General features: G+C 63.9%; 18 protein-coding genes. 10 read left to right on the top strand and 8 right to left on the bottom strand.

The annotated features are described in order from the left end of the window. Positions 1-164: 164 nt before the first annotated feature. The 7 genes from BJ986_RS07010 to BJ986_RS06975 all read left to right on the top strand — a co-directional run bounded on the left by BJ986_RS07010 (position 165) and on the right by BJ986_RS06975 (position 11,636). Positions 165-1,409, top strand: a complete 1,245-nt coding sequence (locus BJ986_RS07010; protein ID WP_179421332.1) for a hypothetical protein — start codon at positions 165-167, stop codon at positions 1,407-1,409. A 103-nt stretch (positions 1,410-1,512) separates the two neighbouring features. After that, positions 1,513-4,221: a type I restriction endonuclease subunit R gene (locus tag BJ986_RS07005; protein ID WP_337794958.1), complete on the top strand. Its 2,709-nt coding sequence runs from the start codon at positions 1,513-1,515 to the stop codon at positions 4,219-4,221. Further along, positions 4,218-5,561 (top strand): restriction endonuclease subunit S, encoded by a 1,344-nt coding sequence (locus tag BJ986_RS07000; RefSeq protein WP_179421330.1) that lies wholly within the window; start codon positions 4,218-4,220, stop codon positions 5,559-5,561. Before BJ986_RS07005 ends, BJ986_RS07000 begins: the two co-directional genes overlap by 4 nt. Then, positions 5,554-6,489 (top strand): DUF5655 domain-containing protein, encoded by a 936-nt coding sequence (locus tag BJ986_RS06995; RefSeq protein WP_179421329.1) that lies wholly within the window; start codon positions 5,554-5,556, stop codon positions 6,487-6,489. The genes BJ986_RS07000 and BJ986_RS06995 overlap by 8 nt, the downstream gene beginning before the upstream one ends. Before the next feature lie 119 nt (positions 6,490-6,608). Further along, positions 6,609-7,592, top strand: a complete 984-nt coding sequence (locus tag BJ986_RS06990; RefSeq protein ID WP_337794953.1) for a Fic family protein — start codon at positions 6,609-6,611, stop codon at positions 7,590-7,592. Beyond that, positions 7,589-9,076, top strand: a complete 1,488-nt coding sequence (locus BJ986_RS06985; protein ID WP_179421327.1) for a type I restriction-modification system subunit M — start codon at positions 7,589-7,591, stop codon at positions 9,074-9,076. The genes BJ986_RS06990 and BJ986_RS06985 overlap by 4 nt, the downstream gene beginning before the upstream one ends. A 931-nt stretch (positions 9,077-10,007) precedes the next feature. Next, on the top strand, positions 10,008-11,636 hold the full coding sequence (locus BJ986_RS06975; RefSeq protein ID WP_179421326.1) for a reverse transcriptase domain-containing protein: 1,629 nt from the start codon (positions 10,008-10,010) through the stop codon (positions 11,634-11,636). A 680-nt stretch (positions 11,637-12,316) separates the two neighbouring features. On the opposite strand, the gene BJ986_RS06970 is transcribed toward BJ986_RS06975, so the two are convergent. The 4 genes from BJ986_RS06970 to BJ986_RS06955 form a co-directional block, all read right to left on the bottom strand. Continuing rightward, positions 12,317-13,327, bottom strand: a complete 1,011-nt coding sequence (locus tag BJ986_RS06970) for a hypothetical protein (RefSeq protein ID WP_179421325.1) — start codon at positions 13,325-13,327, stop codon at positions 12,317-12,319. Positions 13,328-13,819: 492 nt separating this feature from the next. After that, positions 13,820-16,459: an HD domain-containing protein gene (locus tag BJ986_RS06965; protein ID WP_179421324.1), complete on the bottom strand. Its 2,640-nt coding sequence runs from the start codon at positions 16,457-16,459 to the stop codon at positions 13,820-13,822. Between the two features lie 530 nt (positions 16,460-16,989). Next, positions 16,990-17,451: a hypothetical protein gene (locus tag BJ986_RS06960; protein ID WP_179421323.1), complete on the bottom strand. Its 462-nt coding sequence runs from the start codon at positions 17,449-17,451 to the stop codon at positions 16,990-16,992. Between the two features lie 1,013 nt (positions 17,452-18,464). Continuing rightward, the gene (locus tag BJ986_RS06955; RefSeq protein ID WP_420372054.1) at positions 18,465-19,700 is read right to left on the bottom strand and encodes an IS30 family transposase; all 1,236 of its coding nucleotides are present in this window, start codon (positions 19,698-19,700) and stop codon (positions 18,465-18,467) included. Positions 19,701-20,042: 342 nt separating this feature from the next. Here BJ986_RS06955 and BJ986_RS06950 point away from each other — a divergent pair, with 342 nt between their 5' ends. The 3 genes from BJ986_RS06950 (at position 20,043) to BJ986_RS06940 (ending at position 21,274) form a co-directional block, all read left to right on the top strand. After that, entirely contained in the window at positions 20,043-20,513 is a 471-nt protein-coding gene (locus BJ986_RS06950) for a phosphatase PAP2 family protein (protein WP_238338060.1), read from the top strand. A gap of 216 nt (positions 20,514-20,729) precedes the next feature. Next, positions 20,730-20,996 (top strand): type II toxin-antitoxin system Phd/YefM family antitoxin, encoded by a 267-nt coding sequence (locus tag BJ986_RS06945; protein WP_179421322.1) that lies wholly within the window; start codon positions 20,730-20,732, stop codon positions 20,994-20,996. Next, on the top strand, positions 20,993-21,274 hold the full coding sequence (locus tag BJ986_RS06940; RefSeq protein ID WP_179421321.1) for a type II toxin-antitoxin system RelE family toxin: 282 nt from the start codon (positions 20,993-20,995) through the stop codon (positions 21,272-21,274). The genes BJ986_RS06945 and BJ986_RS06940 overlap by 4 nt, the downstream gene beginning before the upstream one ends. 75 nt (positions 21,275-21,349) lie before the next feature. Here the strand turns inward: BJ986_RS06940 and BJ986_RS06935 are convergent, their stop codons facing one another. The 4 genes from BJ986_RS06935 to BJ986_RS06920 form a co-directional block, all read right to left on the bottom strand. Next, positions 21,350-21,850, bottom strand: a complete 501-nt coding sequence (locus tag BJ986_RS06935; protein WP_179421320.1) for a hypothetical protein — start codon at positions 21,848-21,850, stop codon at positions 21,350-21,352. 155 nt (positions 21,851-22,005) lie between these two features. Next, a complete protein-coding gene (locus BJ986_RS06930) occupies positions 22,006-22,188 on the bottom strand; it encodes a YegP family protein (protein ID WP_179421319.1) in 183 nt (60 codons plus the stop codon). An 88-nt stretch (positions 22,189-22,276) separates the two neighbouring features. Continuing rightward, on the bottom strand, positions 22,277-22,711 hold the full coding sequence (locus BJ986_RS06925) for an SRPBCC family protein (protein WP_179421318.1): 435 nt from the start codon (positions 22,709-22,711) through the stop codon (positions 22,277-22,279). A gap of 68 nt (positions 22,712-22,779) precedes the next feature. Then, positions 22,780-23,100 (bottom strand): hypothetical protein, encoded by a 321-nt coding sequence (locus tag BJ986_RS06920; RefSeq protein ID WP_179421317.1) that lies wholly within the window; start codon positions 23,098-23,100, stop codon positions 22,780-22,782. Between the last annotated feature and the right edge of the window lie 4 nt (positions 23,101-23,104).

Below are 23,104 nucleotides of genomic sequence, written 5' to 3'. Positions count from 1 at the left end.
CGCCCTGAAGTCGGGTGCGGCCCAGAGGTAACGTGGCGCGCGTTGGGGGATTCAGGTGTGGTGGGGTAGGTGTCTCATCCTTCTGAGCTCTCCGCCTTTGCTTGGTGGTCGCACCGGCCCCCAAACCTTCCTCTCCTGTCGAGAGGCCAAATGAGGAGCCGACGATGGACACCGACATCGAGCTGATCAGTGACGGCGAGGGACTGGCTGTCATCGGAAACCCCAAAGACGTCGAGCGCTTTCTCGTCTCTGAGGGCCTGTCGTCGTCGACGGACCTCGGGCTTCCACGGCTGGGAAGCGCCTTGGGCGTGGGGGCTGCCACTGCGCGGGCTGGCTCGGAGATCGCCGCGAGCTCAGGCCGATGGGTGAAGCTGACCGAGAAGTCCGCCGACCTGGTCCAGAAGCACGGACTCCGGGAGAGCGGCGGCGGTCTCAGGACGGGGGTGATCAAGGGCGACCGCGGTCAGGTCAAGGGATTCGTCGAATTCGCCAAAGGTCCGGGAACCCACCTGGCCAACCCTGCGCTGCTGGCCGGTGCTGCCGGGATCATGGCCCAGCTTGCGATGCAGCAGTCCATGGACGAGATCACCGACTACCTCGCCGCGATCGACGAGAAGGTCGAAGACGTGCTCCGAGCTCAGAAGGATGCCGTGGTGGCGGACATGCTTGGGGTCGATTTCGTGATCGAGGAGGCCATGACCATCCGGGAGCAGGTCGGCCACGTGTCGGACGTGACCTGGTCCAAGGTCCAGGCGACGTCGGCAACGCTCGCGCGGACTCAGGCGTACGCGTTGCGGCAGCTCGATGCACTCGCCGAGAAGCTGGAGGGCAAGAAGGCGATGGGAGACCTCGCCAAGGCCGCCAGAGAGGCGGAGTCCACGGTTCAGGATTGGCTCACCGTGCTGGCCCGGTGTTTCCAGCTGCAGGACGCGATCGCCGTGCTCGAGCTCGATCGTGTGTTGGACGGCTCGCCTGATGAGCTGGGCCGGCACCGCGTCGGACTGCGGATCGCGCGCCAGAACCGGCGCGACCTGATCTCGCGGAGCACAGAGCGGTTGATGGCCCGCATGGACGCTGCCGCAGGTACGGCCAACGCAAAGGTCCTGCTGCACCCGGCTGCTGCCAAGACCGTGGTGCACTCGACGAACCGGGTTGCCGTGGGCGTAGTCGACTTCCACGAGCGGCTGGGGATCGAGTCGGGCCGCCAGTCCTTGGCCGCCAAGCGGTGGGCGGACGCGGCCACAGAGGTTAGAGACACAGTGCTGGTCCGAGGGGCGGAGGGCGTCGACGCCGGCAAGCGCCTCGGCCTAGAGACCCGAGACAGGGCCCGCTCGGTGACGGGGAAGCTCTCCAGTGGGATCACGGAGCGAGCATTCCGTCAGCCCAAGGACGGTCAGCAGGGCTCGTGAATCGGCGCAAAGCTGCGCAAGGTAGACGGCGTTCGGCCTACTGTGACGTCTGATGATGCCTGGGAACGACACAGACCGGCTGGCCGCAGAGCAGCGTGCGCGCGTGCTTATCGACCGCCAGCTCGCTGATGCCGGATGGTCCGTCCAGGACAAGAGAGACCTCAACCTCTACGAGGACGGCGTCGCCTGCCGCGAGGTCGTCATGAAGCCTGGCCATGGGCGGGCCGACTACCTGCTTTACGTGGAGAAGCGGGTCGTGGGCGTCATCGAGGCCAAGTCTGCGGGCACGACCCTCAGCGGTGTCGAGTGGCAGTCGGCGATGTATGCCGAGGGCTTGCCGGCGGAGGTCCGGCTCAGCGCCCTGACGGTGGACGGCCGCCTGCCGTTCGTGTTCGAGGCGAGCGGCACGGAGACTCACTTCACCAACGGATATGACCCCGATGCCCGCGCCCGCCGCATCTTCAACTTCCCCAAGCCGTCGAGCCTGGCTCGAATCCTGCGCGACGCCGAGGCCGAGCCCGAAAGCCCCACCTGGCGGGCCAAGGTCCGTCACCTCCCTGAGCTCGACGTGACTCCCCTGCGTCCGGCGCAGATCACCTCGATAGAGGGCATCGAGCGCTCCTTGGTCGAGCAGCGCTTCGACCGCTCCCTGGTCCAGATGGCCACGGGAGCCGGCAAGACGTACACCGCTGTCACCACGGCATACCGACTGATGAAGTACGGCGGCTTCAGGCGGATCCTCTTCCTGGTCGACAGGAACAACCTGGCCGACCAGACGATCGGTGAGTTCGGCACCTACCGCACACCAGACGACGGGCGCCTCTTCACCGAGTTGTATGCCGTGGACAAGCTCACCTCTGCCGGCCTCGCCTCATCCAGTGAGGTCGTCATCTCTACGATCCAGCGCGTCTTCAAGGCAATCAAGAACGAGGAGGTGACCGGCGAGGACGATCCCGGGCTTGACGACTACGTGCCGGATGCGCCGGTCACGGTCGCCTACAGCTCAACGTTGCCGCCCGAAACGTTCGACCTCGTAATCGTCGACGAGGCGCATCGCTCGATCTACGGGCTGTGGCGTGGGGTGCTGGAGTACTTCGACGCCCACGTCATCGGACTCACGGCGACGCCGGGCAAGCAGACCTTCGCGTTCTTCCGACAGAACCTCGTCTCGGAGTACACGTACCCGCAGTCGGTGGCAGACAGGGTCAATGTCGACTTCGACCTCTACCGGATCCGCACCGAGATCTCCGAGAAGGGTGGGGAGATCGAGGCGGGCACGATCGTCCCGAAAGTCGACCGGCGAACTCGCATCGAGCGACTCGAGGCGATCGACGAGGACTTCGAGTACACCCACAAGCAGCTCGACCGGGCCGTCACGTCGAGAAGCCAGATTCGGCTTGTCCTCGAGACCTTCCGTGACCGCCTGTTCACCGAGATCTTCCCGGGGCGCAGCGAGGTGCCCAAGACGCTGATCTTCGCCAAGGACGACGCCCACGCCGAGGAGATCGTGACCACGGTCCGTGAGGTGTTCGGCAAGGGCAACGACTTCGCAGCCAAGATTACGTACCACGCCAAGGACCCGAGGGGTCAGCTCAAGGCGTTCCGCACGTCGCCGACCCTGCGCATCGCGGTCACCGTCGACATGATCGCCACGGGCACAGACGTCAAGCCGCTGGAGTGCGTGTTCTTCATGCGCGACGTCCGGTCGGCGCAGTACTTCGAGCAGATGAAGGGCCGCGGCGCACGGACCATCGCGCCAGCCGACTTCCAGGCGCTCACGCCCGATGCCAAAGCAAAGACGCGGTTCGTAATCGTCGACGCGGTGGGGGTGACCGAGCACGACTTCGTCGACCCTCCCCTCAACCGCGACAAGTCCATGCCCCTGAAGAAGCTGCTCGACAAGGCCGCTGCCCTGACCCTCACCGAGGACGAGACCGCGACCCTCGCCTCGCGGCTCGCCAAGCTGGAGCTCGAGCTGACGCCGGCCGAGCGTGCGGAGCTCGACGAGGTGGCGGGGGTCCCGGTGCGGGACATCGTGCGCGGACTCGTGGACGCGGTCGAGCCCGACATCCAGGCGCGTGCGCGGGCGGGGGCGGCCGACCCGGATGCCGCCGTCGCGGCCCTGCTCGAGCGGGCCGTGCGACCGATCGCGTCTGCTCCGGCGCTGCGCGGCCGGATCCTCGAGCTGCGCGCCACACATGACCGTGTCATCGACGAGGTCAACCGGGACACCTTGCTCGACGCTGGTGGTGTCGTCGACCCCACCCGGGCCACGTCCGTCGTCAAGTCATGGCGGGCCTATCTCGACGAGCACCGCGACGAGATCACGGCGGTCCAGCTCCTCACCGAGGCGCGTGAACAACGCGTCACCTTCGCCGATATCCAGAACCTCGCGGACCGCATCTCGAGGCCACCCCTCAACTGGACTCCCGAGGTCATCTGGAACGCCTACGAGGTCACCGACACCGACAGGGTGCGGCGCAGCGAACGGCACACCCTGACAGACCTGGTTTCCCTGCTTCGTTATACGGTCGGGCTCGACACGGAGCTGGTGCCCTACGCCGAGCGCGTGCAGGAGAGGTATGCCGCGTGGCTGGCCCAGCAGGAGCAGGCTGGGACGTCGTTCTCGCCCTTGGAGAGGTGGTGGCTGGACCGTATGGTGGAAGTGATCGCGTCGTCAGCCGGCATCTCGACCGAGGACCTCGACGAGGCACCCTTCACCGAGCGAGGTGGCGTTGACGGAGCCCTGCGAGACCTCGGCGACCACGCCGAATCGATCCTGCTGCAGCTCAACACGGAGCTCACAGCATGAGCTGGAACCGCGCGACCCTTGCGGCGCTCTTGGAGACAACCATTGGTGGTGTTTGGGGTGGTGAGGCTGGCTCGGGTGAGGTCGACGTCAGAGTCATTCGCGTGACCGAGTTGAAGAACCATGGAAGGTTGAACGTCTCAACAGCCGCCCTTCGGTCGATCTCCAAGCGCCAACTGCTCACACGCGAACTGCGTCCGGGTGACCTACTTCTAGAAAAGTCTGGCGGTGGGCCAACGACGCCAGTCGGTCGAGTCGGGCTGGTGATGGGGCTCGAAGAACCTTCAATCTGTGCCAACTTCATGCAATTGCTTCGGCCGGATCAAGACCAAGTCGAACCTAGGTTCCTACACTTCTACCTGAACCACTTCCACGCCTCGGGCTTAACGGCGACGATGCAAACCGCGTCCACCAACATCCGGAACATTAAGGCTAGCGAGTACGTGCGCCTCGAAGTTCCATTGCCTTGCCTGGACGAACAGCGGCGGATCGTCGAAATCCTCGAGGACCACCTGTCCCGCCTCGACGCGGCGGACGCTGGGTTGGTCGATGCACAGCGCCGTATGGCAGTCCTCCGTGAGCGACTCGTGAGAGATGCCATCACAGGCTCAGGCGTTTCGGGCCAGCGTCACGCACCTGACCTCATCGAGGCGGGAACGCGAGACGGTGACTTGCCCACGTTGCCGGTTGGCTGGGCGTGGCGCCGGCTCGGCGAGGTTGCGGACGTGGCCGGGGGCGTTACCAAGGACGCCAACAAGCAGTCCAATCCGGATTTCGTTGAGGTGCCCTACCTCCGCGTGGCGAACGTTCAGCGTGCCGAGCTCAGACTCGAGAATGTGACCACGATTCGCGTCGCTCCCTCCAAGGCGGAGGCGCTAAGGCTGGAGCCAGGAGACGTCCTCTTGAACGAGGGCGGCGACAGGGACAAGCTTGCTCGGGGATGGGTTTGGGCGGGACAGGTCGATGACTGCATCCATCAGAACCACGTCTTCCGCGCTCGGGTCCGTGGCGACTTGGACCCGTACTTCCTCTCGTGGACCGCAAACACGATCGGGGGGCGCTGGGCCGAGCGCAACGGCAAGCAGAGCGTGAACCTCGCTTCCATTAGCCTCTCGATGATCCGCAGAATGCCCGTCATAGTCCCTCCAGGGGACCTATCGCGCGCAATCGTTGAGGAGCTGCACGGCCAGCTCGCGTCAGTGGACCGAGTGGCAGCAGAGTTGAAATCGGCGCGGACCAGGTGTCTGGGGCTCCGTCGGGCGCTGCTTGCCGCCGCGTTCTCGGGAAGGCTGACCGGTCGGCATGCCGATCAAGAGGTCATCGAGGAGCTCGCGGATGTCTGACCTCAAGCTGTTTCGCCTGATCCACGGCACGGCGACTGAGTTGCCAAGTGCGTCGGTTGCGCTGGAGAAGTCGCTCCAGACAGTCATCGAAGACAACATGGAGACGCTGTTCGGGGTGCGCCTGCTGCAGTCGGAGTTCTCCACCGGGCCAAGGCACGGCGGCCGCATGGACTCCATCGGGATCGACGAGAACTCGTCCCCGGTGATCTTCGAGTACAAGCGCGCCGTCAACGAGAGCGTAATCAACCAAGGCCTGTTCTACCTCGACTGGCTGATGGATCACCGTGGCGACTTCCAGGTCCTCGTCCACGATCGCCTTGGGCCCGATGCCGCGGCGGCGATCGACTGGCGCAACCCGCGCCTCATCTGCGTCGCAAGCGGGTTCACGAAGTACGACGAGCACGCCGTCCAGCAGATCAACCGCAGCATTGACCTCGTGCGCTACCGGGACTTTTCTGGCGAGCTCCTAGCCCTCGAGCTCGTCCACTCCAGCCGGATCGACGCGACGTCGTCGACCGGCGCGCCTGATGCCGTCGCCCCCTCGATGACCCCTCCCGGGGGGTCGCAGACATACAAGACGGTTACCGAGTACCTAGAGCAGTCGCCGCCGGACCTGCGCGACCTCTACCTGGAGCTCGACGCCTATGCCGCGGCCTTGGGTGACGACGTCACGCAGAAGACGCTCAAGTACTACGTGGCGTACCGCCGGCTCAAGAACTTCCTGTGTGTGGAGGTGTTGTCCCGTAGTCGTGAGCTGGCTCTCTACGTCAAGGTCGATCCCGACACGGTGGACCTCGTCGAGGGCTTCACGCGAGACGTGCGTCAGGTCGGGCACTACGGGACTGGCGATCTGGAGATCCGGGTGCGCAACGCGGCGGACTTGGCGCGCGCCCAGCCGTTAATCCACTTGAGCTACGAGGCAAGTTGATTAGATCAATTGGGCACGTTCATGCTCTATCAACAGAGTCGATAAGATACTTTAGCTCGCTCAAGCCCATATCAACTTAGGGAGCACTCGTGCAGCGTGGTCGACCATCACGAGCAACGGTGTATGCCCGCCTCGACTCCGCGCTCGCAGATCTGCGCGAGCGCCTTGGTGGCCTGCCTTCGCCGAAGGAGTCCGAGGCAATCTGGTCCGACATATGGCACCTGGAGGCCCACCACTCCACAGCCCTGGAAGGCAACACCCTGGTCCTGCGCGAGGTCGAAGAGCTTCTCGACCGTGGCAAGACAGTGGGGGCCAAGCCGCTCAAGGAGTACCTCGAAGTCAAGGGTTACGCCGACGCCGCCAAGTGGGTGTACGCACAGGCGTTGGAACCGGGCGACTGGCACGACGGGTCCTTGCTCTCCGTCAACGAGATCCGCAACATCCATCTCCTCGCGATGAACCCAGTGTGGCAAGTTGCTCCGCATCAGGACGCCCACGACGGCGAGGGCCCGGGCAACTTCCGCCAGCACGACATCCACCCGTTCGGGGCGGGGATGACGCCGCCGGCGTGGACCCTCGTGGATGCGGAGATTCTCGCCTGGGTCGACCAGCTCAGGACGCAAGAGGAAAGCCTCCGTATCCCACAACCCGGTTCGCCTCTCCCCGAGATGCTGGCGCGGGTCCACAACCAGTTCGAGCGGATCCACCCGTTCATCGACGGCAACGGTCGCAGCGGCCGGCTCGTCCTGAACCTCGTACTCGTCCGGCTCGGCTACCCACCGGTCGTCATCCTGAAGCAGCAGCGCGCGGCATACCTCTCCGCACTCCAGAAGGCTGACGATGGCGACAACGGACCTCTCGGAGAGCTGCTCGCCCGAGCGATGTATGACAACCTCAACCGCTTCATCGTGCCGAATGTCGCTGGTCCTGCTCGCATGGTGCCCTTGGCGGCACTGGTGAGTGACGAGTTCAGTCTTGCGGCCCTTCGGCAGGCGGCTCAGCGAGGAAGGCTGGACGCATTCCAAGGCTCGGACGGGGTCTGGCGCAGCTCAGGCAAGGCAGTCGACGTGTACCGAAAGATCAAGGGTAAGAGGATCAAATGACCGACGCACGGCGACTCGTCGACAAGCTGTGGTCGTACTGCGACGTCCTACGCGATGACGGTGTTGGCGTCATCGAGTACACGGAGCAGCTGACCTACCTGCTCTTCCTCAAGATGGCTCACGAGCGCGCGACGCGGAAGCTCGCGGCCGAACAGATCGTCCCTGACGAGTACTCGTGGCAGCGGGTGCTCGATGCCCAAGGTGACGAGCTCGAGTTGACCTACACCAAGATCCTCGTCGGTCTGGCTCGCGAGAAGGGCGTCATCGGCACCATCTTCCGCAAGGCCCAGAATCGCATCCAGGACCCCGCAAAGCTCCGGCGTCTGATCGTCGACCTCATCGACAAGGAGAACTGGTCACAAGCAGGGACGGACATCAAGGGTGACGCCTACGAGGAGCTCCTCTCGAAGGGCGCATCGGACAAGGGATCCGGAGCCGGTCAGTACTTCACACCCCGCGCACTGATCCAGGCAATCGTCGACGTCATCCAACCGACCGTGGCCGACACGGTCGTCGATCCCGCATGCGGCACGGGAGGATTCCTGCTCGTCGCCCACGACCACGCGGGGCAGGGAGCCGCATCCATGACTCCCACGCAGCGCGACCACCTCCGCGATGGGCTGGTCAGCGGCTACGAGCTCGTCGACGGCACCGCACGCCTGGCAGCGATGAACCTGCTCCTGCACGGCATGGGAACGTCCAACGGGGACTCGCTCATCGAGGTCGGGGACTCGCTGATTGTCGACCCCGGCCGGCGCTGGTCTGTGGTCCTGTCGAACCCGCCCTTCGGGCGCAAGTCGTCGGTCACAATGGTCGGGGCGGACGGGCGCGACGTCCGCGAGGACCGTGAAATCGAACGTCAGGACTTCGTCGCTACGACGAGCAACAAGCAGCTCAACTTCATCCAGCACATCATGACGATCCTCGACAGCAACGGTCGCGCGGCCGTCGTGCTGCCCGACAACGTGCTCTTTGAGGGCGGAGCAGGCGAGACGATCCGCCGAAAGCTGCTCGACGACTACGAGCTGCACACAGTGCTGCGCCTACCCACCGGCATCTTCTACGCCCAAGGCGTCAAGGCCAATGTCCTGTTCTTCGACAAGAAGGTCGCCCGCCCGAGCAAGGCGTGGACCGAGCGGCTGTGGGTCTACGACCTGCGCACCAACATGCACTTCACCCTGAAGCAGAATCCGCTGCGCCGGGCCGACCTAGAGGACTTCGTCGCGGCATACAAGACGTCAGAGACTCGGTCGGAGCGGCAGGAGAGCGAGCGCTGGAGGTCGTTCACATATGACGAGATCGTCGCCCGTGACAAGGCCAACCTCGACATCACTTGGCTCAAGGACGACTCACTCGAGGATCTCGACAACCTGCCCGCACCCGAGGTCATCGCCAGGGAGATCGTCGAGGACCTGACCGCCGCACTGGCCGAGTTCGAGGCTGTCGCCGCTGCCTTGGAAGCACGTCTAAGCGATGCAGATTGAGATAGGCGGGACGTTAGGTCCGGGTAATTCTTAACACTCCTTGCTCGGAGCGGCGTGGCGATCGAGTGCTTGCGGCGCAGTTGCGCGTCGAGATTAAGCGGGCGAGTACAGCCCCGGGTCACTCCGCCAAGCAGGACGACCTGGCAGCGAGTTCGGGGTCAACGTCAAGACCGGCCGCAACGCCGTTGCCCTCCTCGAGGCCGAGGGTCTGGTGACCCCGGTTCGACGACGAGGGACCGTCGTTCGCGAACGACCAGCCATGCGCCGCCTTCATCGCCGACCGTGAGGCATCCGGCCATGGCAGCGCACCGATCAGACCTCCCCGATGCAGCCGGGAGACACCCTCGGCACAGGAGACGACGGAGGCCACAGACCTTCGATGGGTTAGCTGTGAGCGTCTTTCGTCAGTGGTACGTCCTGGTTTCTCCAGCGACTTCGCGATGCGATGCCCTCGTTGAGCCTCTGACCGACTCCCAAATGTGTAGAAACAGGCCCAAGCGCCATCCGATCGTGACAACATACGAGCGTGCGGGGGTCACGACTCATCCAGACAAGGGCCAGCCTCGAGTTGGGTCGGCTCCGTGATCCCGGTCGATGCGACCACCAAGCGCCTGCCCCGTGACGTCACGAAGGCACCGGGGAAGAACTTGAGCGATGCTTTGTCCACGAGGCCCCCAACCCTGCACCGCGCGTTGGTGTTTCAGGCCCTTCGGCTTTGGGCGACCATCGTCTGGATACTCCTTCCGAGCACGCGTCTCTGCCCCCTACCTCACTGACTGTGGCAGTCACCGAAGTCGCGCACTCCGCCAGGCGGACCCTTCGCGATTCGACCAGAATGCGATTAATCGTCGGCGCGGCTCGGTCGACCCAGGCACGGCCGGAGAGCGAGACCTGAGGCAACCAAGTCATTCCCGAAGAAACGGAAGGAACCATGCGACTCCCGAATACCCTCGTCGACGAAATCGATTACGGAGGCGCCGTGGCGGCGGAGCTGGCGTCCGTCAATAGGTTTATGCCCCCCAACTACGGCGATCTTGCGCTAACGCCGAGGAAGAAGGAGCTCACGGCTTCACTCAAGTCTCTGGCGAGGCGCGACCTAACTCCCGCCCTGATGGACACAGTCATGGCGAGAAAATCTGGCGGAGGCTCGCGGCCGCTCCCCTACATAGCCCTACAAGACCGCCTCCTGTATCGCGCACTCGTCGCACTGATCGCGGATCGGGTTCCTCGGCCGGAGCGTGGACGGGAAGCCTACAACGACTTCGTGCAGTTTCCCCTGACGCGCGACGAATGCAAGTTTGTGTTGAAGACCGACATTGCGGCGTTCTATCAATATGTGGACCACGAGCGGCTCGCCGACGAGGTCGTTGCGCAGACCGGTGATGACGTGGCTATCACGGGTGCCTTGGGCATTTTGCAGGCGGTGAGCAGGCGCAAATTTGGGCTCCCACAAATGACTCAGCCGTCGGACGTGCTTGGCGACCTGTATGTCGAGCCGATCCGCCGGAGCCTGCTTCGCGGTCAGTTCGACACGGTCCGCTACGCCGACGACTTCAGAGTCGCGTGCCGGACGTACAACGAAGCACTGGCTGCTCTTGAACTTGCTGAGCGCAGCGCGCACGAACTTGGCCTCGTACTCAACGAGGCCAAGACGACTACCCCCCACCGCGAGACCTACGAGGCGAGCCTCAAAGAAACGGACTCCGCCGAACGTGACATCTTTGCGGCTCTCAAGGACGGCCAAAACGACACCGAGTTGGAGGACTTCTTCTTTCCCGAAGTTCATTACGAAGACACGGCCGAGGAGGACGAGAGCGATTCCCTCGGGGTGACGTCGCCAGGCGTAAATGACGACGAGATCGATCCCCCACCCTCCGGCGGCGACGAAGAATTTGAGCCAACCTCGACGCAACTAGAGGCTGCCGCTCTGGTCGTCCATTACTGGAACGACGAGGATGCAGCCACCACTGCGGGGATTGCGTGGAGCCGAACCACTAGGTCAGCTCTCATCCAAAAGGCGCTTCTTGTCCTTGGCGCGGGCAATGACCCAGCCGCGATGCCCCACGTCACCTCCATCTTGGTGCGCGAACCACACATGACGCCACAGTTGTGCAACTACCTCACCGCTCTTTCTGCCGATGAGCCCACGATGATCAGCGAGACGCTGGACCTTGTTTGCAACCGCCGTATCGTAAGCGTGTGGCAGGCCCTTTGGGTCAGTCACTGCGCGGGCACCGTGACCGGATCCCGTGGCGGCACCGCGCACATTGAGTGGCTTCGCGATCAGGTAGACGGCCAACACCCCGCCGTCGCTGCCCAAGCGATTCTCGCACTGGCGCAACGGCGGAAGCTCGATCCCGTCGTCGCCGCGGAGGCATACCAGCGCCTGCCGCTAGTACACAAACCGACCGCTCTCATCGCCCTGGCCGCGGCGCGCGGCGTGAGCAAGCTCCCGGTTGAGGCTGACACACAGATCGAAAGGTGGCAGGCGGCTTGGGCGGCCGAGCAACCGTGGGGGCGGCCGTCCCGAATCATTCGCCGAAAGCCAGCGCAGCTATGACGGCGGCTTTTCCTCCCGTCACCTCCGCTCGGTGCGAAACGTACGTTAGGTCTCTCATGACGAGCCTGGCTCAGCATCGTCGAGCGGAAGTCGCACTCGCGGGCGGAGGCAGAATTGCGGGACGGCTGAGCGTTCTGCCGACCGACGCTGCGGCAGGACAAGTCCGGCGCGAGTCGAGCCTCGTGAGACTTGTCTCGATAGCGGAGTCGTTCGCTAGCGCTGAACTTATCCGGCGACTTGAGCGCGGCGCTCCTCCCCCGCGAACTTCACTGATTGAACACATGTACACGCAGACAGAAGAAGTCTCGACGTCCAGCTGGCCACGCATGAGAGCGGCGTATGAACAGTGGGCGAGTGGTGTGAAATTCTCCAACTTTTCCCAAGACCAGCGACTGCAAGCCATCATTGAGGCCAGAAACGCCGTGGTGCACGGAGTTGGTTCATTCACCCCGAGGCAACTACGAGGCCCCAAACTAGTCAATACCAGAGCTCAACTAAAGGCTGCTGGCTACAACATCTCACCGTCCTCTAATCGCTTAGGCGTTACGCGGACGGGGCTGGATACGTCTGCCCTGGTCCTTCGCGATTTTCTACTCTGGCTGGACGCGGAACTGACTTCACGCCCGTAGCTACCAGCAAGGACAAGCGCAATGAGGGACCTGTCCTGCGCTTGTACCCGACTACTTTCGAGCAAGCAGGGTAGCAACGGTCCCGATAGCTGCTGTGATCGCCGCGGACTCTGAACTCCCCACGTCGGATAGCACCAGTGGAGACTGGGAGAAGATCTGCCGTCCGAAGTCGGCGCGCAATTCGTGACGCGCTTCCGTTGGGAGGTCCTCGCTAAACAGCTTGAAGGTCTTCAACCTGACAGACGTTTCCTGTGCGAGCCGTGCGGCCACACGGTGTTGACCGGATTCTCTGAACACGTACGCGGATAGGCCGAAGATGGGCAGCGTCAGAAAAACCCGCGCAAGCTCAGCGGACCATTCCAGGCTCGGACCCGCCATCTTCAAGACAAAGGCCGCCGAGACAACTCCCGCGGCCACGAGGACCACGCCGATGAACTGGAGCGCGTCCGCTCGCCCCTTTTCGGCGCTTGCATACTGATCAAAGTGGTGCCACAGAGCTTCGGAAGCCTTGTCTCCCGCGGTCTGCTCAAGGGTGTCTGCCACCTCGTTTGCTCGTTCGAGCAGGTGGCCCAATTGCTGCTGACCCATCTCTTCCGACAGGAGTATGGCGCTCTGTCGACCAGTACTCAGGGCGTCGATCAACTGTGGAAAACGGCGCTGCATCTGCACGCCCACGGGATTGGAGTTGGAGGCAATGTTGTTTAGCGACCGAGCGAAGAAGTCGCTGAGTATTGCTGCTACCTCAGAGCTGCTTTGGAGGAAGGCCCTCATGTCCATGGACTGCGGAACGAGGTTGCTCGTCATGTTTACGATCAAGTCAAGGAGCCCGAGTTCCAGAATGGCGGCGCTTCCGCGCCCTTCTTGCGCGAAGGCGCCCAATATTCGTTCGACCTGATTGACGAAAGTGAGCACGGCCTGTTTGTACTCGTCGTCTGACATCGTCTGGGCATTCGCACGTACGCGACTGGCGGCATCCGTCCAGGCATCCATCAACTGACCGAAGGATTGGGAGGCAAGCTCCTCTTCTTCGGTCCAGACCCACTCCCCGTCCCCGTCGTACATCCTGTGAGGCTACTACGCGCCAGAGTCCGGCAAGGCCGCTTACCCGTCGCCGCGCCGGCCTCTCTCTTTCCACAGAAATGGCCTCCGAATGAGGCACGCACGCCGGCTGGGGTTGGGCACTGGGCTCACCGAGCGAGCTGGGCGTGCCTGGCCAGTTGGTGGGTGACGGCCAAGGTCGGCGTGCCTACGTGGATGTCTCGTGAGGAATTTCCTTACTGGGTTTCAAGCTGTCGACGTCGCTCGAATATGAGGCCGTTGCGACGCTATGGCCTCGCTTTCAAGCGTCGTCGACACAAGCGCGGCTCCGCCGCGAAAGCGCGGGGCGCGATGGCGCCTCGCGGTCCGGGCGCTTCGCGCCCTGTGCGCACCCCACCGCACCCAGCGCAAACAGCAGAGCAGCGCTCGCTTCTGTACCAGGACCCTGCTCTCAGATAGGGCGGTCATCGCCTCCTACTGCGCTGGGGAGGAGGGGGCCGGCGCGCGCCTGGATGACTAGTCGGATCCACCCTCCCCGTGCGGGCGGCGCCTAACGATCAGTCCGTTGAATCTGCCAGTCCTCGAATTGTGCGCCTGGAGCAAAATCGGGCCTTTTTCTGAATAGTTTTGGCGGAACTCAATATCTTGCATGAGAGAAACAAGATCTCTGTCCCACGTCTTCGAGAGAAGGCGCAAGATCTCACCCACCGGCTCGTCGTTCGCTAGTACCCACCAGCTCGCGAGAGATATTCCGGGCTCAACATCACGGTTGATCGCCTCAAGGCCATCCAACTCATCTTGTTGCCGACCATCTATCTCGTGCGCCAAGAAGAAGTCAAATCCCCATGGAATTCCGACCGCATCGTCAGGTATTTCCACATATCCTTGGGCCTCAATATCCAAAAATCCAAACGTACCCTCGGCGAGGTCGAATACGGACGAGAGTTCGTCCAGGATGGTCACCTCGCTACGCGCCTTTGCCCAAGCAACCAACTGATCGGCTGTGATAGGGCCCGCGGACGTCCATCCGATCGGCCAGTCGTCCATACGCTCGCCCATTGAGAGGGCCTCCCGCTGGAGCGTGAATCTATCCGAGTCAGTGAGATTTTCTTCAGCAATCAATGAGACCTGATCGCGAAACCAGCGCCACACCTCATCCCTACTCAGTTCGAGCGTGGACGACTCCCGAGCGGCCGTCTCCGGCTTCCCCGTCAGTATCCCAAGGGCACCTGACAATTGACCGCTCTCGAACCCGCCGCAATAGATGGTCGCCCCACGTTCCCGACTCCGTGGCATTGCCTCTTCGAGACCAATCGTGAGCGCCAAACGACCCACAACCACTCCGCCCTTGTCGTGAATCGGCGACATGCGGCGTGCAAGTTCACTTAGCAACTCGTCAAGCCCCGGCGCCGACCTTGAATCGGGTCCGAGACCCAGCAGCAACGCACAGAACTCAACAGCCGGCATGTCCAGCCAACGTGAACCAATCAACTCGCAAGCTCGCGGCTCGGCGTCGTTAACGGTCACCTCAATAGGCTGATCACTTAGACGAGCTAACTTCTGCACCCGTTCGACAAGCACCTCCTGCGTGCGCTCGGGGGCCGTGCCCGCGAAGACCCCATGTCGTCCCTCCATGCGCTCCCGCAGCCGCAGCGTCACACGGGTACCAGGTTCAAGGAGCCACTCACTTCTCGCTGCCTCACGCAAGATGGGTCGAGAATCCAGACCATCCGCAAAATGGAGAATTACGGTGTCACCAGGTCCTCCGGTCATTTCCCGGGTTACCACCGTGACGTCGTCTGCGACCATAAAGGAACTGTAAAATCCGATCCCGAATTGACCAGTAGACCTAAACCCCGACGCTAAGGCGCCGGGGTAATGGCCTCTAGTGGCATGGCTAACCCATCCGGAGCGACCAAAGTCGCAAAGATAGGAAACGACTTCTTGTGCAGACATTCCTATTCCGAAATCCTGAATGGTCAGAATGTCTGCATCTTCCATTCTATTCACACTCACGCGCACCGGTCTAGTTCGGGCCGAGGGATATGCGGCCTCCAGAAGGCGGGTAGCGTCAACAGCGTTCGCGACTAGCTCACGCAACACGACTTCGTCACGCCCCCCATAGAGAGCCCTGCCTCCAAGACTCTTGATAACGGATCTCGTGTCGGAGATGACAGGACGGGCGTCAATCGGGTCCCACCCTTCCGCGCCAACATAATTTGCGAAGCGCTTCGACGAAGTCGCGCCTGCTACCCCGCGAGCCAGGAAGCGTGGCCGGTTAAGATCCGCGAACAGAGCATCCACCTTGCCCAGCTCAGAGTCCACCATTCGCACGGTATCGAATGCCAACCACCATGCAGACGCCTGTTCAACCGTGAAGTCCACGCTGCTGGTATAGACGAGCCGTCCCTCGGCTATTTGCGGATGCAGCAGTCGCTCCTGAAAGACCCAATGATCTCGCGACTCACCTTGAGGATTGCGGAATGGCGTATGAAGTGGGTCCGCCCGGCGCGCATCGATCTGTGCTGCGTCTGCGCATCTGAGGATACAGGCCAACTTGAGGGGCTCCACAGTCCAAGCAGGAGGCATTCGCGGCAGGGCTCCGAGCGCTTGAGGAAAGAGGGACGCCAACTCCTCCACTGACTGCCAGTGGCTGCGGCCGATCCGCCCGATCAAGTCTCCATACCAGTGACGGAGTTCGGAGTCTTCCAAGAGGTAGAAGTTGTCGTTGTTCGTCAGTTTCCATTGCTGGGTAAGGATCTTTTCGGCCTGTTCGGCATGGTGCTCTCGCAAGAATACGGTGAGTGCGGTCTTGACCCGCTGGTTTGTGAGTCCGTCCCAATTTGGGTTGGACTCGGAATCTGATAACGCCACTCTCTGCAACTCGCGAAAGTCATCGGGATACATGCCCGCGAGAAGGTCTAGCCAGTCTTCACGCTCAAGAATGCCCCGCAGGCCGACATTGTGGGCAGCCAACCCCATGCCAAGGTCATGAACGAGGAACGCGCCACCGAGAACAAATGCCTCGGCGGGATTCAGTGGCAGGTCGAGCCCCACAACAACGTCGGTGATGTCCCACAGGCTGTCGCAATGCAAGATTGAATGATCCGTGTAGCCCGGAACGCTGCTCGCAATTTCGCTCGCGAGTGGTTCCACCCGGGATCTGAACTGTTCGTATCTATCGCGAAAGAACTGTCGCTCAGCCTGATGAGGTGAGCCCTCGGGCCCGTCTGCCAGGGTCCGCTTCCAAGTTTCGCTGTCCGTGTACACCCTGCTCCTCCGCCACGCTTGGCACCCGGCGGCCACGGCGCCGTTTCCGCCACAATCTAGCCGTAACGTGCATCTTTGTTCCTGACGTCCAGAAACTGCCGCCTTCGTGAGGACTTCTCTACTGGCTCAAGCGCGGCTTCGCCGGGAGCCGTGGGACCCCGCGATGTGGCCCCGCGCTACCGGCGCTTCGCGCCCTGCTCGCACCCCACCGCACCCCACGCCCGTACACACAAAGCGCCCACCCGTTTGGATGAGCGCTCCGGCAACCACGTCTGCGTTCAAGCCACCCATGCCCGTATGTCACCCCGCCCCGATACGTTGCCTGCGTGTCCGACATAATCACCATTGCCCTGATCAGCGCCGGAGCTGCACTGCTCGCCTCCGCCATCACGGGAGCCGCATCGGTCGGGGCCGTTCTACTGCAAGAGCGGCGTCGCGCCAGAGCGGCACAAGATGATGAGTTCTTCGCTGCGGCTCAAGTCGTCCTGACGAAGGGGCTGACGATGATCGACCGCTCCCGCCTGTGGTCCGCGGTACTCCAAGGGCAAAGCCACCCGGCCGGGAACTTCGCCGTCCTTGCGAGACTCCGCCGCGCCGCCGACCCTTTGGACATACTTGCGCCGCTCATTGACGACCAAGAGCAAATGCACATGGCCGGCGCGCGGGTCGTCCTTCACGCAGACCAGCAGACCGTCGTCCTCTGCAACCAAGTACTCCGGGCCGCAAAGGCTCTGGCGGTTGCCGTTCTGCCGGGACAGCGACGAGGCCCAACGGGGTTTGTCGTCACGGCCGCGCGCGGCTTGCCAGGACCCGAAGCACACAAAGTCCAGGACGCCACCAATAGCCTCTCCGATGCCAGGCGCGATTTCGCCAACCACCTTCGCGAACTGCGTAAGCGGGGGCCCGTGGACGTCTACGCCTTGCCTGATGACAACTAGGTCATCGCGATCTGTTCGGGCAACCTCACCCCGCCGCCGACCCTGCGCTCCACTCTCCGCTATCGGGTCGGTGGCTCTCCCTGGCCGTCCCACATCATGGAATGGCAGCGCGAACCTATCTGCGTCCCGTATCGCACGCGCGTGCGTCGACTTGGGTTCCGCAGCTGGCGGGGAGTGCGGGGAGCCACCGTGTGGACCGTCACCACCTGGGCCGGCAGGCGATGGCTCCTCGTCCACCTTGCGGGCCATAAGCCTGGGCGTATGGCGACCTCTCAGCACGGGGAAACCGTGGGCTTCATCGTCTTGGTCGTAGCTGTGGCTTTCGCGCATATCGCGAGCCCGCCACCCCAGACGAGGTGGAGGACGCGGCGGAGGCCCCCGCCGCGGGCACCCATACTCGATAGGTACCTCAGAGGTACCTGCAAGGTCCGAAACAGCCCGAACAACCCGACACAAAGTAAGGCAGGAACCGTTGCAGCACAATGGAATCCACGCGGCCTCTTCTAGCCGGGCTCGCTCCTAAGGCGGGTGTCGGCAATCTGCCGACAGCACCACACCTTTGTGCTGATCACGGCTGTTTGGGAGCGTCCGGCCCATGTTTCGAGGGCGCCGGCTCGCATCTCGAACCTCGCAGCCACCCGATTCCTGGCACCTTCCGTCCCCAGTCCTGACGAGCCCAGGGGGGTGAGGATTCTTGGCGATCGGTCTCGGTCGCTCTCAGGCTTTGCGAACGACGCCGGTGAAGGCAGCGGCGAACAGTGCGGCAAAGCCCAGGCGATGCCCCGTAACCGATCGCTCAGGGCGGTGAACGAATGGCGGTCCGTCAGCGACCGCAAGTTGTCCTCAGCCTCCCGGAGCGACCACGTTGCGCCGTCACTATTACTGGGGGCACGTGCGCTGAATGTCGACGGCGCCCGAAAACTGGTCGCTTTCGGCGGCTTGGTTTCCAGCGGTCATCGCAACGGCGGCGGATTCTGGGACAGTAGCAGGCGGTCGAACAGGTCTTCAGGCGCTCGATCACCGAGAGTCATTCGTGGGCGACGGTTGAGCTCGTGCGCGACCCGGGCGAGGTCGCCTGGCGAGTGGACGGCCAAGTTGGTGGACTTCGGGAAGTATTGGCGCAGCAACCCGTTCGTATTCTCGTTGCTGCCGCGCTGCCAGGGACTGGCGGCGTCGCAGAAGTAGACCTTCGCGCCGGTGTCGTTCGCGATGTCGAGGTGCTTGGCCATCTCGGTGCCCTGGTCCCAGGTGATCGACCTACGTAACCCGGGCGGGAGGTGGCCGAACGATCTGACCACTGCTTCGTGGAGCCCCGCGGAGGTGTGGGCTGGCAGGTGCAGCAGCTTGACGTATCTGGTTTGCCGTTCGACCAGCGTCCCGATCGCGGACCGGTTGTGCGGACCGAGGATGAGATCGCCCTCCCAGTGCCCCGCGACGCTGCGATCCGCGGGTCCGAAATCGCGATCATGAATAGACAGCATCGGCTGAGCGAACCGTCGCCCCGCACGGATCATCCGGGTGTGCGCGCGACGATGGTCACGACCGGTTCGCAACGGCGACGTGTCCGGCTTACGCAGAAGCCCTGATCCGGGCCGATAGATCGCGAGGTAGATGCTCCCTGTCGCGATTCGCATCGCCGGGTCGTCCGGGTGGACCCCACGCAGGGCACGGCTGATTTGTTGAGGGCTCCAGCGCTCCTTCAACCGCGCGGTCACATAAGAGCGCAGCTGCGGATTCAACGACAGCTTCAATGGCTTGGGCCGGCGACGACGAGTCGCAGCGATGCTGTGCGCGTGGAACGGCCGATACTGGCCAGATCCGTGCTCGTTGCGGCGCAACTCCCGGCTGATCGTCGAGGGTGATCGACCAAGTTGCTTCCCGATCTCCGTCGGCCCAGCGCCTCGGCTGGCTAGGTCGGCGATCTGAATCCGCTCCTGTTCGGAGAGGAACCTCGGCGAGAGCGGACGGAGCGAGAGCGGCTCGAGCGGTGGCACGATCTTCACCGTGCCATCCTTGCGTCGCACCGTCGTGCCGTTCTTCCAGATGTTCGCGGCCGATCGACTCACGCCAACCTCGCGGGCCGCCGCAGCCATCGGCCACCCCTGTCCGAGCAACTCCATGAACCGCTTCCGAGCCAACGACTTCGGCCTTCGACCCGGACCCTTGCGAACGCGACGTGACGACAACATGACCTCCAACATGAGTGACCACGTTGCGACGATCACTGGAAACCACCCCGCCGAAACTGTTCAGTTTTCGAGCGCCGTCGACACTGAACCCGCCTCGGGCGATGTACTGCAGCGAAGTACTGCAACGGGTGTCCCCGGCGGTGCTGTCACCATCCGATCCACGGCGCTGATCAGGCGCGAACGACGCAGCCCGGAGGTCTCGCGCCGAGTTTGCAAGCAGGGGGTTAGGGGTTCGAGTCCCCTTGGCTCCACCACAGGTCAGAGGCCGCCCGTCGCTGCTCGCTGACACTGGAAGCCGGTAAGAACTAGCTTCTCCACGCCTCAGCTGCGAAGCTGCGCGACGTGGCCGTCGAGTACCAGCGCTTTCAGCGCTCCGCCCTCGAGGACCACCACGTGGAGTCGATCCGGTCAGTGGACATCCTGGCCGCCCAACTCCTCACTGCCCTAGAGCTCGAGACGACGGCGATTGATGCGGCCCACATCCACGGTGCGCAGAGCTTGGCGATCCAAGGAATCGTTCCGGCGATCCTCAAGGGGCGCCTTGGATTCGACGAAGAGGTCCTTCTCACTGCCGAGGATGGGATCGTCTCGCGGCCAAGGCCTGACTTCTTCTATCGGCTGGGTCCCGGCGAAGGCGTCATCGCGGAGGTCGAGCGGGGCGGCACCGTGAACAACAATCACGACCTCAAGGACATCTGGAAGGCGCACATCGCCCCGGATGCCCAGCACCTGTTCCTCATCGTGCCGAATTCCAATTGGAAGGAACACGGTCGCGCGCGGGAGCGGCCGTTCCTGCGGGTCAGCATCGCATGAGCGCCTTCTTCGGCGAACCCCGGCGCGAGATCGACGTGCTGACCTGCCATGTATTCGGTTACGGCCGCCTCGTCTGAAGTGGTGGCGTCCGACGCTTGCGCCTGGGCCGTTGGGGCTACTGGCAGTTAGCGCAGCCATCGGACACTCGACTCGCAGCAAGAACGCCTCGTCATCATGTCGTTGCGACCGGGAACGGCATGCGCCACAATTGTGGCCATGAGCACCGAGCCGCTGCGCGCCGTCCGAGACCACTTCAGCGAGGTGGTCGACCGGGTCGAGTTCCACCATGAGCGAGTCATCGTGACCCGCAACGGTCACGCGGCCGCCGTGCTCATCAGCCCCGAGGACTTGGCCCAACTGGAGGACACTCTGGACGTCCTGGGCAATCCGGAGGCCCTGGCTGACATCCGCGAAGCCGATGCCGCCTACTCGCGGGGTGACGTGGTTCGCGGCACGGACGCCGCGCGGCAAATTCGTCGATGACCGAGGGGGAGCCCTACGAGCTCGTCCTCACTCCCCCCGCCACCCGAGCCCTGCGGGACAAACTCCCGGAACCCGTGGCCGTCGCGGTCATCGAGTTCCTCACCACGGCCCTCATCGGCAACCCCCAGAGGGTCGGCAAGGCACTGCGTGACGACCTGGCCGGAATCTGGTCTGCGCGACGCGGGACGTACCGGGTTCTCTATCGGATCAACGAGGCCCAGCGTGAGGTCGTCGTCCTCCGGATCGAACACCGACGCGACGTCTACCGCCCGTTCTGAACCACGCTGGAGCGGGCGGCCGGGCGGCCGGGCGGCCGGGCGGGCGGGCGGGCGGGCGGGCGTGAGGAGTCCGAGCTAGGGCGCGAGCATCACCAGGGGGACGCGGCAGTTCAGGCCGACGTTGTTGAGGCGGTCGACCAGACCCTTCCCGTCGATCGTGGGCAGCACCAGGGGCTTGGGTCTGTCGGCGGCCAGGGCACGCGCGTAGGCGTCGCGAGCCGTCACCAGGCGTCCCCAGTCCTCGAGCCACTGGGACGCCGGCTGGTCCGCCTGGAGCCGAGCCTGTCCGAGCCCGTTCATCGTCGCGACGAGCTGGGTGACGGCGTCGTTCTCGGCGTTGATGGCGCCGACCCGCTGCGGGATGGGCGCGGTCGGGGGGACGGCCGCGGCCGCCGCAGCATCACGCATCTGCGCGCACGCACTCGACGCCACGCGCACGATGGTGTCGTCCTCGACCAGAGCAGGGTTGTCCGTGTGCGCGAAGGTCCACAACCGGGACAGCGCGACGTAGACCACGACCACCGCCACGACCACGGCGATGCGGGCCGCCCACGGCTTCCACTGCTCCGCGCTCACCGGGCCCATCCTCGTGGCATCCGTGCCCCCCGCAACTCCGGCGAACGCCTGAGCTCGACACAGTCCCCGCCGCAGAAGCTACCGGCCACACGACGCGGCCCCGCCGCGGCATACCGAAGTGGATGCCGAGCGGGGCCGCGCCCGTGCTTCGTCTGCTAGCCGTCGACCTCGACGATGGCGGCTCCGGGCGCGTTCTTCTGCACCGAGGCGATGCCGTCCTGGGCAGCGGACTTCGACTCATAGGCTTCGCCCACGGCGATCACCTGGCCGTTGCCGGCCTTGAGCCGGAAGCGGTACTTGCCTGACTTGTCCTGATAGAGCTCGAACTTCCCCGCCATCAGTGCACCTCCGTGTGTGATCCGGCACGAGCGAACCTTTGCAGCCTAGGGCCGCGGGTATGCCGCGTACACCCCCTCGCGCCGAGCCTCAGGAAGCCTCCGCCATCGCCTTGAGCTTGGTCATCGCGTCCATCGTCTGCTTGGGCAGGTCGCGCTTGATCAGGGGCGTGAGGAGCTTGCCGAAGCCCTTGGTCGCGATGTCGATGCTGTGGGTCAGCGTGGAGCCCACCCCGTCGGACGCCGCGACAAAGTCGACGGTCACGTCCATCATCTTGTCGGTGAACTTCATCGCGAAGTGCCGGTCGGGCTCGCGGGCGATGATCTGGCCGTCCATCGTGCCGCTGCGCCGGCCGTCGTCGTAGTGGTACTTCAGCTGGGTGCCGACGTCGTTCGCGCCCTCGGACAGCTTGTCGATCCCCGTGCACCGCGACAGCCACTGCGGGGTCTTGGTGAAGTCGTCGACGATGGCGAAGATGGTCGACGGCGGAGCGCTGACGGACAGCGTGTGGGAGAACTGCGGCATGGTGGCCTCCGAAGAAGGTGAAGTGGGCACACGCTACTGCCTGCGCGCCGCACGCAGGAGGGCCCGCGTCAGTTGTCCGGGTATGCCGGCAAGTCGGCTTCCGCCCGCAGGCTCGGCGGGGTCGGCAGCGGTCTGCGCGGTTCGCGAACCCCCGCCGTCCCGGCTTCCGGGTCGTCCGGCGAGAAGGCCCCCACGAGCCGGCGCCCGCGCACCCGACGATGGCGGTACACGGCATACACGTCGGCATGGACGTGGTCGCGCTCGGTCACGCGACGCAACGTCTGGGCCCCGATCATCACCGCCTCGGCGGGGCTGTCCGCGGTGACGAAGACCGGACGGCCGTGCGGCTGTCCGGCCCGGTTGTGCGCGATGAGCTCGTACCTGGCCATGCAC

Origin of the sequence: Pedococcus badiiscoriae, assembly GCF_013408925.1 — a bacterium.
GTDB lineage: Bacteria > Actinomycetota > Actinomycetes > Actinomycetales > Dermatophilaceae > Pedococcus > Pedococcus badiiscoriae.
The sequence above is the reverse complement of the archived record's forward strand: the minus strand, read 5'-3'. Positions and strand labels throughout refer to the sequence as shown.